This is a genomic window from Allobosea sp. P5_A5 (assembly GCF_056400625.1).
In genome coordinates, this window is sequence record NZ_JBFUKY010000003.1 from 492,510 (window position 1) to 505,734 (window position 13,225).

A 13,225-nucleotide genomic window follows, 5' to 3' on the forward strand; every position below is an offset into this window, starting at 1 on the left:
CGCCCTCAAAGCGCGTTCAGGGAGAGCCGGCCATTCTGCGCCACATCAGGCAGCGCCGCTGCCCCAGGAACCGCGGAATCATGCTCGGCCTCCGTGCCCAAATCAGCTGGAAAGCCTGCGTCCTCGCTGCCGGTCTCGTGATGGCGGCCGGGCCCTGTGCCTGGGCGCAAGACCTCCATGGCAGGGGCGAAGCAGGCCGCGAGCCGCCGCCGCATGGCTATGATTGGCGACCGGCGCCGCCGGCCGTTCACGGCTTTTGGGGCCAGCGCCGCTGGCAGCGTTATTCGCAGGATTTCGGCACGCGTGCGGTGCCGATGTCGAGCTATGGTGATGCCCGGCGTTAAGTGTCGCCACACCGGGCAGCATCATGGGGCGGGCGCCGCTGGTCGGCGTCCGCCTTCTTTTACTCCGCCGCATCTTTCTGAGCGTAGCCTAGCTGGCGGTTGAGATCTTCGAGCAGCTTTTCGGCTGCATCCGCGATCACCGTGCCGGGGGGGAAGATCGCCGAGGCGCCGGCGGTGATCAGTGCCTCGAAATCCTGCGGGGGCACGACTCCGCCGAGCACGATCATGATGTCGGGCCGGCCGGCTTTCGCGAGCGCGCCTTTGAGTTCCGGCACCAGCGTGAGATGACCGGCGGCTAGCGACGAAACCCCAACGATATGGACGTCGTTCTCGACCGCCTGGCGCGCCGCCTCGTCGGGCGTGGCGAAAAGCGGCCCGATATCGACCTCGAAGCCGAGATCGGCGAAGGCCGAGGCGATGACCTTTTGGCCCCGATCATGCCCGTCCTGCCCCATTTTGGCGACGAGAATGCGCGGGCGGCGCCCATCTGCCTCCTCGAAGGCCTGCGTCATCATCTGGACGCGGGTCACAGCCGGGTTCATCTCGCCGACCTCCCGCTTGTAGACGCCCGAGATCGACTTGATCTCGGCGCGATGGCGCCCGAAAACCTGCTCCAGCGCCAGTGAGATCTCGCCGACCGTCGCCTTGACGCGGGCCGCCTTCACCGCGAGGTCGAGCAGGTTGGCGTTGCCTCGTGCGCCTTCGGTCAACGCCGTCAGCGCCGCCTGAACCTCGTTCTCGCTGCGCTCCGCCTTCAGGCGCCTCAATTTGTCGAGCTGCTGCACCCGGACAGAGGCGTTGTCGACCTTCAGCACGTCGATCGAGGCTTCGTTCTCCGGCTTGAAGCAGTTCACGCCGATGATCTTCTGGAGGCCGCCATCGATCCGCGCCTGCGTCTTGGCGGCGGCCTCTTCGATTCGCAGCTTGGGAATGCCGGCCTCGATAGCCTTGGCCATGCCGCCCAGCGCCTCGACCTCGGTGATATGGCCCCAGGCCTTGGCGGCGAGCTCCGCCGTCAGCCGCTCGACATAATAGGAGCCGCCCCAAGGATCGATGATCCGGCTCGTGCCGCTCTCCTGCTGCAGCAGGATTTGCGTATTCCGGGCGATGCGCGCGGAGAAATCGGTCGGCAGCGCCAGCGCCTCGTCCAGCGCATTGGTGTGCAAGGACTGGGTGTGACCTTGCGTCGCCGCCATCGCCTCAATCATCGTACGCGGCACGTTATTGAACACGTCCTGCGCGGTGAGCGACCAGCCGGACGTCTGGCAATGCGTGCGCAAGGGTAGCGATTTCTCGTTCTGCGCTCCGAAATCCTTGACCAGCTTCGCCCAGATCAGCCGAGCGGCCCGAAGCTTGGCGACCTCCATGAAGAAATTCATGCCGATCGCCCAGAAGAACGACAGGCGCGGCGCGAAGACATCGACACCCAGGCCGGCCCGCTGTCCGGCACGAATATATTCGACCCCGTCCGCGAGCGTGTAGGCGAGCTCGAGGTCCTGCGTCGCCCCGGCCTCCTGCATGTGGTAGCCGGAGATCGAGATCGAATTGAACTTCGGCATGTTCGCCGAGGTGTAAGCGAAGATGTCGCCGATGATCCGCATCGAGGGTGCGGGCGGGTAGATATAGGTGTTGCGGACCATGAATTCCTTGAGGATGTCGTTCTGGATCGTCCCCGAGAGCTTGGCCTGCGGCACGCCCTGTTCTTCCGCCGCGACAATATAAAGCGCCAGAACCGGCAGCACGGCGCCGTTCATGGTCATCGACACGCTCATCTGGTCGAGCGGAATCCCTGAGAACAGCGTGCGCATGTCGTAGATCGAATCGATCGCGACGCCGGCCATGCCGACATCGCCGCCGACGCGTGGGTGATCGGAATCGTAGCCGCGATGCGTCGCGAGGTCGAAGGCGACCGAAAGCCCCTTTTGGCCGGCTGCGAGGTTGCGCCGGTAGAAAGCGTTGGAATCCTCCGCCGTGGAGAAACCGGCATATTGCCGGATCGTCCAGGGCTGGTTGACGTACATCGTCGGATAGGGCCCGCGCAGATAGGGCGCGATGCCGGGCAGCGTCTCGACGAAGGGCAGGCCTTCGCGGTCCTCCGCGCCATAAACCGCCTTCACCGGAATATCTTCCGGCGTCAGCCATGCCTCTCCCGCCGGGTCGTCAAGCCCCTCGGCAATGATCTTCGGCTCGTCGACAGGGCTCTCATCCTGATAGGCGAGCCTCGTGAAGTCCGGGATGGCCGTCATGCTGTGCTCCCGCTTGTCCGGTCCCACCAATGATGGAAGTGATGCACCGGCCCGTGCCCGTGACCGACCGCGACCTGATCGGCGGCAGCAATAGCAGCCGAGATATAGGTTTTGGCATGCCCCACGGCCTCAGCGAGCAGCGCTCCCTTGGCGAGATTGGCGGCGATGGCCGAGGATAAGGTGCAGCCGGTGCCATGCGTATTATGGGTCTCGAGTCGGGGCGCGTTGAAGCGCAGGCATTGGCCGCCAGCCAGCCGAAGGAGGTCACTGCTGATCTCGCCGCCGCCATGCCCGCCCTTGATCAAGACATTCGCTGCCCCCAGCGCGGCAAGCGCGCCGGCTTGCTGCTCGACGGTGTCGTCGGTTTGCGCGACGCCGCTTGCAAGTAGCGCGGCCGCCTCCGGCAGGTTGGGAGTGACCAGCAAAGCGAGCGGGAAGAGATGCTTGCGGATCGCGTCGATCGCCTGCTCTTCCAGCAGGCGCGCGCCGGAGGCCGCGATCATCACCGGGTCCAACACGATGTTTTTCGCCCGATGCCGCTTCAAGCCTTGCGCCACCGCCTCGATCAGCTCGGCATTCGCGAGCATGCCGATCTTGACTGCGGCGACATCGAGATCCTCGAAGACCGCATCGATCTGCTGCAAGACGAAATCGCGCGGCACGGCATGGATCGCCCTCACGCCGGTCGTGTTCTGTGCCGTCAAAGCCACGATGACGCTGGCGCCATAGACCTGATGGGCGGCGAAAGTCTTGAGGTCGGCCTGGATGCCGGCCCCGCCGCTGGAATCGGAACCTGCGATGGTCAGCGCAATGGCGGTCACGGCGTTTCTCCGTTCAGACGGTCGCTGCGGACAGCGCGCGCGTCAGAACCTCGACCGCGTCGCATCCCGCAGAGATGAACGAGGCGACGCCGGCCTGGTTCAATGCGGCATCGCTCTCGGTCGGGCGCCCGGCGAGCCAGACGGTCGCTCCCGCTTGCACGAGCGCCTCAGCGGCGGCGGCGCCTTCCTCGGCATAGGCCGTATCGGAACCGCAAAGGCATGCGAGCTTCGCGCCCGATGAGCGAAATGCGGCTGCCAGCCTGTCCAGATCGGTGGCGCCATCTTCCGCGAAGCTGTCGCCGCCGATCGCCTGAAGCCCCCCGGCTTCGAACAGATTGCGCGCGAAGCCGGCGCGGGCCGTAAAGTCGGCGGCGGAGCCGAGCGTTGCCAGGAAAACCGTGGGCGTCGCGGGCAGGGATTGCGCGCGCTCGCGGAGCGCCTCGAAAGGCTCCGCCAGCCGCAGCGAGGGCAGGGCGGCGATATACAGGCCGCCTCCGGAGGGCAGCACTCTCGCAGCCCGACCAGCCCCGCCGATGAAGGCATCGAGGATGTCAGCGGGATCGCGCCCCGTGGAACCGGCAGGGGGGAGCGATCTTGTGACGACCGGAGGCACGTCGAGCACTTCGACCCTGCCTTCGCGCAGGTTGGGATACTCGCTCGTTCCGGTGATCGGCGCACGCCGCGTTGCGACCGCTTTCTCGGCAGCGGCTCGCGCCTGCGCGATGTCGTGCTGCACCTGCCCATCGGCGAGCGCGGCGAGAATGCCTTCGGACTGGCTCCCAGTCAGGGCTTCGATCCGCTGGAAGTAATCCCAGCCCCGTTTGGCCAGCTCCTGCGTCAGGGCTTCGAACCCCCCGGCACCGGCGGCAGGGTCGGCCACGCGCCAGAGATTGGCTTCTTCCAGCAAAACCAGCTGCGTATTGCGCGCGATGCGGCGGGCGAAGCCGTCGGGCAGGCCGAGTGCGGCGGTGAAGGGCAGGACGGTCAGCGAATCCGCCCCGCCCACGCTGGCGGAAAAGGCGGCGATCGTGCCGCGCAACAGGTTCACCCACGGATCGCGCCTCGTCAGCGCGCGCCATGCGGTCTCGGCGTGGAGACGCGCGGGCTCCGGCGCCAGCCCGCAAGCCTGCTGGACGCGCTGCCACAACAGGCGCGCGGCGCGCAGCTTTGCGACGGTCAGGAACTCGTCGGTGTCGGCGACGAACGTGAAGGCGATGGCGTCGCGGGCCTCCGCAAGCGACAAGCCCTGGGCTTCGAGCGCGCGCAGATAAGCTACCGCCGTCGCCAGCATGATGCCGAGTTCCTGCGACTCGGTCGCGCCGGCCTCGTGATAGGGCCGCGTATCGACCGTGACGAAGGGGCCGGTAAAGCCGCGCTGCTTGAGCACCTTGATCGTCGCGGCCAGACGCTGGCCGACCTCGGCCCACGGCGCGGAGAAAGAGCCGCTGCTGGCCAGGACGCCGATCGGGTCCATGCCGAAATCGACCGAAAGCGCGTCCGCCGCATGGCCGCGCCTCTCGATCAAACCCGCCAGCATCAGCGCGTTGACCCGGCCTTGCGGGGCCGGATCGAGCCGCAGATGGATCAGATCGAGCTCCACCCCGTCGAGAGCGCGGTCTAAAGCCGCAATGTCGTCGGCGACGAGGCCGTAGCCGCGCGCGGCCGGCGCGCCGGCAAAGGCCAGCGTCAGCATGTCCGCCCCGCCTTCAAGCTCGGCCAGCGCGACCGCATTGGCTGCGTCGGGGTCGGGATGGTCGAGCCTTGCCGCGATATGCCAGCGGCCGGGGTTCCGCTTCAAAGCGCGTGGACCAGAGCCGGCGGGGTAAAGCGGCTTGATGCGAATACCGTCGGCACTGCGCCCGACCAGCTTCTTCTCGAAATCGGCGCCCTTCAAGACCTTGCCGACTGCCGCGCGCCACGCCTCATGCGACGGCGTCGGGAAGGCGTCGAGATAAGGGAGATCGGATGGACTCAGCCGATTCATAAGCGCCGGTGCTCCTCTCGCGCCGATCCTGCGCGCGTCATTCTGCCGTCACTCCACGCTCATTGCCATGCGCGCCGGCGCACCGCCATTCTTAGTTCGTCGCAGCCTTGGTGCGCATTTGCGCGCGACAATGAAAAACGCCGCCCTGAGGCGGCGTCAATGATGTGTCTGTCGTCGAAGTTCAGACAAACTGGCCCAGGCCGGGAATCGCTCCGACAATCGCGCCCATCGTGTCCTCACCGGCCTTTTCACGGCCGAAAGCGAACATCTGCTTGGAGACGCTCTGGATTTGCGGCATCGAAAGACCCGCGCCCATCAGCTGGCCGCCGAGCGCCATCACACCGCCACCGCCGCCCATCATCCCGCCGATGGCGCCGAGCATGCCGCCCTTCGCGCCGGATTCGGCGCTGGCAAGATCCTGCGCGCCGGGCATCGCCGTCATCAACTGGCCGATCTCGGTTGCGGGCCCTTCCTTCTGCAGAAAGGCGAGGATGATGCCGACGGCCTTGCGCGCCAGCTCTTCATTCAGACCGGTCGTGGCGACGATCCGCGAAATCAGCTCATCCATCTGTCCTGCTTCCCTTGTCAGCGGCGCTGTCCTGAGCGCGTCTGAAATAGTTTACATGTTTACGATCTCGAAGCCAACGCCAGGCTTCCCGGTGTCGCGCTGTTTCGCTACACCCGCTGGATGACATCTGGGCAAGGCGGGACGGCGGCAATGGCGGATGACGGCGCGATTCTGATCGGCAAAAGCGAAAAGCCGGAGAACCTGCTCCTGAAGCTCGCCAATCGGCACGGTCTCGTCACCGGCGCGACCGGCACGGGCAAGACGGTGACGCTGCAGGTGATGGCGGAGGGCTTCGCCCGCAACGGCGTGCCGGTCTTCGCCGCCGACATCAAGGGCGATCTCTCGGGCATCGCCGCGCCGGGCGACGGCAAGCCGGCTTTCGTCAATCGCGCCAAGGAACTCGGGCTCGACTACCAGCCCGACCAGTTCACCACGGTGTTCTGGGACGTGTTCGGTGAGCAGGGACATCCGGTTCGCGCCACGATCTCCGAGATGGGGCCGTTGCTGCTGGCCCGCCTGCTCGATCTCAACGACACCGCAGAGGGCGTGCTCAACATCGCCTTCCGTATCGCCGACGAGCAGAAATTGCTGCTGCTCGACCTCAAGGATCTGCGCGCGATCCTCACATTCGTGGCGGAGAACGCCTCGGACCTGACCACGAAATACGGCAATGTCAGCGCCGCGACGGTCGGGACCATCCAGCGTGCTTTGCTGGTGCTCGAAAACCAGAAGGGCGAGATGTTCTTCGGCGAGCCGGCGCTGGATATCGCCGATTTGATGAAGACGGATCGCGAGGGGCGCGGCGTCGTCAACATCCTCGCCGCCGACAAGCTGATGGGCAATCCGCGGCTTTACGCGACCTTCCTGCTCTGGCTGCTCTCCGAGCTGTTCGAGCAGCTTCCCGAGGTCGGCGACCTCGACAAGCCGAAGCTGGTCTTCTTCTTCGACGAGGCGCATCTGATCTTCAACGATGCGCCCAAGGCGCTGCTGACCGCTGTCGAACAAATGGTGCGGCTGATCCGCTCCAAGGGCGTCGGGGTCTATTTCGTCACGCAAAATCCGCTGGATGTGCCCGATACGGTGCTGGCCCAGCTCGGCAACCGCGTGCAGCATGCCTTGCGCGCCTTCACCCCGCGCGACCAGAAGGCGGTGCGCGCGGCGGCCGAAACCTTCCGCCAGAACCCGAAGATCGACACGGCAGCCGCGATCACCCAGCTCGCGGTCGGCGAAGCGTTGGTCTCGATGCTGGAAGGCAAGGGCTCGCCGGAAATGGTCTCGTGCGCGCTGATCGCCCCGCCGATGGCGCAGGTCGGCCCCTGCACACCGCAGCAGCGGCAGCAGGCGATAGACGCCTCCCCCTTCAAGGGCCGGTACGAGACCATGATCGACCGTGAATCGGCCTATGAGGTGCTGATGCAGCGCAAGGGGCTGAAGCCTGACGGCTCCGCCGTCGAGGCCTCGGCAACCGGTGGCGGCGGTATTCTTGATACGATCGGCGGATGGCTCGGCGGTGGGGCGCAGCAGCAGCGGCCTAAGTCGGGGCAGGGCTCGCGCGGCGGCCCGCTGCCGCAGAGCATGACAGAAAAGATCATCACGTCGGCCGCCCGCTCGGCCGCGACCTCGATCGGCCGCCAGGTCGGGACGGCGATCCTGCGCGGGATTTTGGGCTCGATGTCGGGGCGGCGGTGACAATTCCGTCATTCTCGGGCGAAGCGAGGCTTCGACCCGAGAATCTCATGCCGGAAGAAACGCTGGAGCCTTCTTCGGCGGGAGATGCTCGGGTCAAGCCCGAGCATGACGCCTGATTCTCAAGCCCCCGTCGCGAAATCGTAGATCAGCTTGACGTTCAGCACGATGATGATCGCCGCGACGAGGGCGGCCAACACCGTCAGCCAGCGTGGCGCCACCAGCTCGCCCATCTTCGTCTTGGACGCCGTAAGCATCACCAGCGGCACGATCGCGAAGGGCAATTGCAGGCTGAGGACCACCTGGCTGAGGATGAGCAGCTTGCCCGTCTGCCCCTCGCCATAGATCAGCGTCACCACGATGGCCGGCACGATCGCGACGAGGCGGGTCACCAGCCGCCGCAGCCAGGCGGCGAGCCGGATGCGCAGGAAGCCCTCCATCACGATCTGCCCGGCCATCGTCGCCGTCACGGTCGAGTTCAGGCCGCAGCAGAGCAGTGCGATGGCGAAGAGCGAGGGGGCGATCGAAGCGCCGAGCAGCGGCTGAAGCAGCTCCTGCGCCTTGCCGAGTTCGGCGACCTCGGTATGGCCGGCCTTGTGGAACGTCGCTGCCGCCAGGATCAGAATCGCGGCATTGATCGCCAGCGCGAAGGTCAGCGCCACGGTCGAGTCGATGGTCGCGTATGTCAGTGCTTGCCGCTTTTCGGGAACGCTTTCGCCATAGGCCCGCGTCTGCACGATGCCGGAATGCAAGTAGAGATTATGCGGCATCACGGTGGCGCCGATAATGCCGAGCGCGATGTAGAGCATGTTCGGATCGGTCACGATCTGCGTCGTCGGGGCGAAGCCCTTGATAACCTCGCTCCAATCCGGGTTCGCCATCGCGATCTGCACGGCAAAGCAGACCGCGATCACGCCGAGCAGCGTGATGATGAAGGCCTCGATCCAGCGGAACCCCTTGGTCTGGAGCCAGAGGATGATGAAGACGTCGAGGCCGGTTATCAGCACGCCGATTTCGAGCGGGATGCCGAAGAGTAGGTTGAGGCCGATGGCGGTGCCGATGACCTCGGCAAGGTCGGTCGCGCAGATCGCCAGTTCCGCCAGCAGCCAGAGCGGAAAGGCCATATAGGCCGGATAGGCGTCGCGGCAGGCCTGCGCGAGATCACGCCCCGTCGCGACCGCGAGCCGCGCGCAGAGCGATTGCAGGATCACCGCCATGATGTTGGAGACAAGCGCGACGACGAGCAGCGTGTAACCGAATTGAGCCCCGCCCGCGAGCGAAGTCGCCCAGTTGCCCGGGTCCATGTAGCCGACCGCCACCAGATAGCCAGGCCCGAGAAAGGTCAGGAATTTGCGCCAGGACGACATGCCCGGCGTCACCGCGACGCTGCGGAACACATCCGTGAGCGAGGGCTCGCCGCGCGACCTCAGCCAGATCGAGGTCGTTTCAGGGGGGCTGGGGGTCATGGCGAGGCCTTGCTGCGAATTGGTTGCAATAAGCGATAAGGTCCGATGCGCCTCGAGTCAATCTTATTGCAAATGGTTTTCAATAAGCGGTGCCGAGCCGCTTTGCGGGACAGAGATGGGAAATGCGCGATTGAAGGCTGACGTGGCTTCCGCCGCTTGCCATGATGGCGTCATCTGAATCGCATCCGGTGCTGCCATGTCCGAATCGTCCAAGCTGCCTGCCATCCTTGCCCGCCTCGACTCTGAGCTGGACGCTTCGCTGGACCGGCTTTCCTCCTGGCTGGAAATCCCGTCCATCGGCACCGATCCGGCCTTCGACACGCAGACACGCGAGGCGGCGGAATGGTTGCGGGCCGATCTGAAGGCCCTTGGCTTCAAGGCCGAGCTGCGGGAAACCGGCGGTCATCCGGTCGTGCTGGCGCATCGACCCAAGCCCGGCGCGCCGCATGCGCTGTTCTACGGCCATTACGACGTGCAGCCGGTCGACCCGTTGAATTTGTGGGACACTGAGCCGTTCAAGCCCGTCGTTCGCGAGCTGGAGCCCGGCCGCAAGGCGATTTCGGCGCGGGGCGCCTGTGACGACAAGGGCCAGGTCATGACCTTCATCGAGGCCGTGCGCGCGACGCTGGCCGAGACCGGCGACCTGCCGATCGGTCTCACGATCCTGGTCGAGGGCGAGGAGGAATCGGGCTCGGTCAACCTGCCGGGCTACATCAAGGCCAACGCGGCCGAGTTGAAGGCCGATTTCGCTATGGTCTGCGACACCGGCATGTGGGACCGCGAAACCCCGCTGATCACCTCGACCCTGCGCGGCATGGTCTATCAGGAGGTGACGCTGACAGCGGCCGACCGCGACCTCCATTCCGGCCTGTTCGGCGGCGCGGCCGCAAACCCGATCCACATTCTCGCGCGGATCGTCGGAGAGCTGCATGACGAAACCGGTCGCGTGACGGTGCCTGGCTTCTACGATGGCGTGCAAGAGCCGACCAACGCCCAGAAGGCCGAATGGGCGGATTTGAACCTCACTGAGAAGGAATTTCTCGGCCAGGTCGGCCTGAAGCACTCCATCGGCGAGAGGGGCCGGATGCTGGTCGAGCAGGTGCAGTCGCGCCCGACCTGCGACGTCAACGGCATCTGGGGTGGCTATACCGGAGAGGGCAGCAAGACCGTTATTCCCGGCAAAGCCTCCGCCAAGGTCTCGTTCCGCCTCGTCGGCGATCAGGATCCCGCGAAGATTGCCGAAGCCTTCCACCAGTTCGTCCGCGATCGCCTGCCGGAGGATGTCACCGCCGAATTCATCAGCCATTCCGGCTCGCCGGCGCTCGCCGTGCCGCAGGATTCGCCCGTGCTCCAGAAGGCGCGCAAGGCGCTGGCCGAGGAGTGGGGCGGACGGGTCGTCTCGCTTGGCAGCGGCGGGTCTATTCCGGTCGGCGGCGACTTCAAGCGCACGCTGGGTATTGATACGCTGTTCGTCGGTTTCGGTCTCGACGATGACCGCGTGCACTCGCCGAACGAGAAATACGACCTATCTTCATTTCATAAGGGTCAGCGTTCCTGGGCCCGCATTTTGCAGGCTCTCGGTTCATGAAATCCGTCTGTGTCTTCTGCGGCTCCAATCCCGGCAACGATCCGGTCTATGCGGCCGGCGCCCGCGCCATGGGCGCCGAGATCGCGCGACGCGGGCTGACGCTGGTCTATGGCGGCGGGGCGGTCGGGCTGATGGGCATCGTCGCCAACGCGGCGCTGGAGGCCGGCGGCGAGGTCCACGGCGTCATCCCCAAGGCGCTGCGTGACAAGGAAGTCGGCCATAACGACCTGACCCGGCTCGAGATCGTCGACACCATGCACACCCGCAAGGCTCGGATGGCCGAATTGTCGGACGGTTTTATCGCCATGCCCGGCGGCATCGGTACCTTTGAGGAATTGTTCGAGATCTGGACCTGGGGGCAGCTCGGCATTCACGGCAAGCCGCTTGGCCTGCTCAACGTCGCCAGTTTCTATGATCCGCTGGCGACCTTCCTCGACCGCACGGTGGAAGCGGGTTTCCTCAAGGCCAACCACCGCGCCATGGCGATGACCAATACCGACCCGGCGACACTGCTTGACCGCATGGCGGAGTACGTGCCGGCCGCGACCTATAAATGGGTCGAGAAGGAAGAGGTCTGACTTATCCCCGAGAATGCATCCCTAGATTGTAGGAATATTGTCTTGACATCGTGACGATGATCCGGTAGACATCAGGAACGCTCACGAAATGTGCCCGAACGAAGCCGCCGCGCCCCACCGCCGGCGGCTTTTTCGTGCTCATCATCAGGGACATTGCCCATGACCGAGGACGATAGCGAGGCCGGCGAGGCGCCGGCGGCGCCCAAGCCGAAGGCGGTGCCGGTCAACCAGAAGCGGGTGGTGAGCCAGCTCTGGCGCGCCGCCAAGCGCCAGCTCGACGCGCATGAAGAACATCTCAGCGACATGCCGAAGGGCGCCGCCGCCAGCGAGGCCGACGCCAAGGCGCTGGCGACGCTGGCTCGCACCGTCCGTGAGCTTGTGGCGATCGACGAACCGGCGGCCGGCCGAAAGGACAAGCAGACGGATGAACTCTCTGCCGCCGACGGCCTGCGACATGTCGCACAGCTCCGTCAGGATCTTGCTCGACGTCTTCAGGCTCTTGCCGATCGCGAAATGGGCGAGGCTGGTTCCGGAGATCCTGCCTGATCTCCCTACCGAACAAATGGAGGCGCTGCAGGACGCCTGGCACTTCTGGTCCAGGCAAGATCAAAAGCCGGCCGAGCCGCCGAAGCCGACCTGGCTGGTTCTGGGCGGTCGCGGGGCCGGCAAGACCCGTACCGGCGCCGAATGGGTCAAGGGCATGGCGCTGGGCCATCCGCCTTTCGCCGATGTGAAGACTGGCCGCATCGCCTTGATTGGCGAGACGCAAGGGCAGGTCCGCGACGTCATGATCGAGGGCGTCTCCGGTTTGCTGTCGATCCACACGCGCTGGGAACGACCGACCTGGTCGCCTTCGCTGCGCCGCCTGCAATGGCCGAACGGGGCGATCGCGCAGGTCTTCTCCGCCGAGGACCCGGAAGGCCTGCGCGGCCCGCAATTCGGTGCGGCCTGGTCGGACGAACTCGCGAAATGGCCGAACCTTCAGGAGTGCTGGGACATGCTTCAATTCGGGTTGCGCCTCGGCGACCATCCTCGCCAGATCATCACCACCACGCCGCGCCCGGTGCCGCTGATCAAGCGCCTGCTGGTCGAGCCGAACGTGGCCGTCAGCAGGGCCAAGACGGCCGACAATCGCTTTAATCTGGCGGCGGAGTTCGTCCGTACAGTCACGCAGACCTATGGCGGAACCCGGCTCGGCCGGCAGGAACTCGACGGCGAAATCGTCGAGGAGAGCGCCGACGCGCTCTGGACTCGAGCCATGATCGAGCTCGCTCGCGAGCGTGAAGCGCCCACGCTGGCACGGATCGCGGTGGCGATCGATCCGCCGGCCTCGTCCTCGCAGAGGGCCGATCGCTGCGGGCTGGTCGTTGCCGGCGTCGACCGCGACGGGCTGGGCCATGTGCTGGAGGACGCGACGATGGCCGGCGCCCGTCCGCATGAATGGGCGCAGAAGGCGGTCGCGCTCTATCGGCGGCACGAGGCCGATGCGCTGGTCGTCGAGATCAACCAGGGCGGCGAGATGGTTGAGAGCGTCATCCGCGAGGTCGACGCCGGCGTCCCCGTCATCTCGGTCAGGGCGACGCGGGGAAAATATCTCAGGGCCGAGCCTGTCGCCGCGCTCTATGCGCAGGGCCGTGTCCGCCATGCCGGCGCTTTCCCGGAGCTGGAGGACGAGATGTGCGCCTTCGGCCCGTCCGGACTTGAAAGCGGCCGCTCGCCCGACCGTCTCGATGCGCTGGTCTGGGCGCTGACGCATCTGATGCTGGCGCCGAAGGGCAAGCCGCGGGTGCGGGGGATGTAGCCCGCAGCCAACCGTCATTGCGAGGAGCTTCAGCGACGAAGCAATCCAGGGGCCATGGGACTGAACGTCTCACGCGGTCCTTCTGGATGGCCTCGCTGCCCTGGCGATGACGGCCGGCAAAGTCGTTTCACGCTCCAACAGCG

The 13,225-nt window shown here is 65.8% G+C and carries 11 protein-coding genes; 6 read left to right on the forward strand and 5 right to left on the reverse strand.

All coding sequences use genetic code 11. From position 1 onward, the window contains the following. The first annotated feature begins 80 nt into the window (after positions 1 to 80). Positions 81 to 344, forward strand: coding sequence for a hypothetical protein (locus tag AC1DR6_RS09160; protein WP_476828883.1), 264 nt, complete (start codon positions 81 to 83; stop codon positions 342 to 344). Positions 345 to 403: 59 nt separating this feature from the next. On the opposite strand, the gene scpA is transcribed toward AC1DR6_RS09160, so the two are convergent. From scpA to AC1DR6_RS09180, 4 genes are all read right to left on the reverse strand, one after another. Next, complete coding sequence (gene scpA / locus AC1DR6_RS09165; RefSeq protein ID WP_476828884.1) at positions 404 to 2,590, reverse strand: methylmalonyl-CoA mutase; 2,187 nt, start codon at positions 2,588 to 2,590, stop codon at positions 404 to 406. Next, the gene (thiD, locus tag AC1DR6_RS09170; RefSeq protein ID WP_476828885.1) at positions 2,587 to 3,411 is read right to left on the reverse strand and encodes a bifunctional hydroxymethylpyrimidine kinase/phosphomethylpyrimidine kinase; all 825 of its coding nucleotides are present in this window, start codon (positions 3,409 to 3,411) and stop codon (positions 2,587 to 2,589) included. The genes scpA and thiD overlap by 4 nt, the downstream gene beginning before the upstream one ends. 13 nt (positions 3,412 to 3,424) lie before the next feature. Continuing rightward, positions 3,425 to 5,395 (reverse strand): methylmalonyl-CoA mutase family protein, encoded by a 1,971-nt coding sequence (locus AC1DR6_RS09175; protein ID WP_476828886.1) that lies wholly within the window; start codon positions 5,393 to 5,395, stop codon positions 3,425 to 3,427. A gap of 181 nt (positions 5,396 to 5,576) precedes the next feature. Then, complete coding sequence (locus AC1DR6_RS09180) at positions 5,577 to 5,963, reverse strand: DUF2267 domain-containing protein (protein WP_476828887.1); 387 nt, start codon at positions 5,961 to 5,963, stop codon at positions 5,577 to 5,579. 150 nt (positions 5,964 to 6,113) lie between these two features. On the opposite strand from AC1DR6_RS09180, the gene AC1DR6_RS09185 reads away from it, so the two are divergent. Then, the gene (locus AC1DR6_RS09185; protein WP_476828888.1) at positions 6,114 to 7,652 is read left to right on the forward strand and encodes a helicase HerA-like domain-containing protein; all 1,539 of its coding nucleotides are present in this window, start codon (positions 6,114 to 6,116) and stop codon (positions 7,650 to 7,652) included. 119 nt (positions 7,653 to 7,771) lie between these two features. Here AC1DR6_RS09185 and AC1DR6_RS09190 read toward each other — a convergent pair whose 3' ends face one another. Continuing rightward, positions 7,772 to 9,115, reverse strand: a complete 1,344-nt coding sequence (locus AC1DR6_RS09190) for an Nramp family divalent metal transporter (RefSeq protein WP_476828889.1) — start codon at positions 9,113 to 9,115, stop codon at positions 7,772 to 7,774. Between the two features lie 196 nt (positions 9,116 to 9,311). Here AC1DR6_RS09190 and AC1DR6_RS09195 point away from each other — a divergent pair, with 196 nt between their 5' ends. From AC1DR6_RS09195 to AC1DR6_RS09210, 4 genes are all read left to right on the forward strand, one after another. Beyond that, positions 9,312 to 10,703 (forward strand): dipeptidase, encoded by a 1,392-nt coding sequence (locus AC1DR6_RS09195; RefSeq protein WP_476828890.1) that lies wholly within the window; start codon positions 9,312 to 9,314, stop codon positions 10,701 to 10,703. Further along, positions 10,700 to 11,281: an LOG family protein gene (locus tag AC1DR6_RS09200; RefSeq protein WP_476828891.1), complete on the forward strand. Its 582-nt coding sequence runs from the start codon at positions 10,700 to 10,702 to the stop codon at positions 11,279 to 11,281. The genes AC1DR6_RS09195 and AC1DR6_RS09200 overlap by 4 nt, the downstream gene beginning before the upstream one ends. A 159-nt stretch (positions 11,282 to 11,440) precedes the next feature. After that, the gene (locus tag AC1DR6_RS09205) at positions 11,441 to 11,827 is read left to right on the forward strand and encodes a hypothetical protein (RefSeq protein WP_476828892.1); all 387 of its coding nucleotides are present in this window, start codon (positions 11,441 to 11,443) and stop codon (positions 11,825 to 11,827) included. Between the two features lie 16 nt (positions 11,828 to 11,843). Continuing rightward, positions 11,844 to 13,082, forward strand: coding sequence for a DNA-packaging protein (locus AC1DR6_RS09210; RefSeq protein ID WP_476828893.1), 1,239 nt, complete (start codon positions 11,844 to 11,846; stop codon positions 13,080 to 13,082). The last annotated feature ends 143 nt before the right edge of the window (positions 13,083 to 13,225 follow it).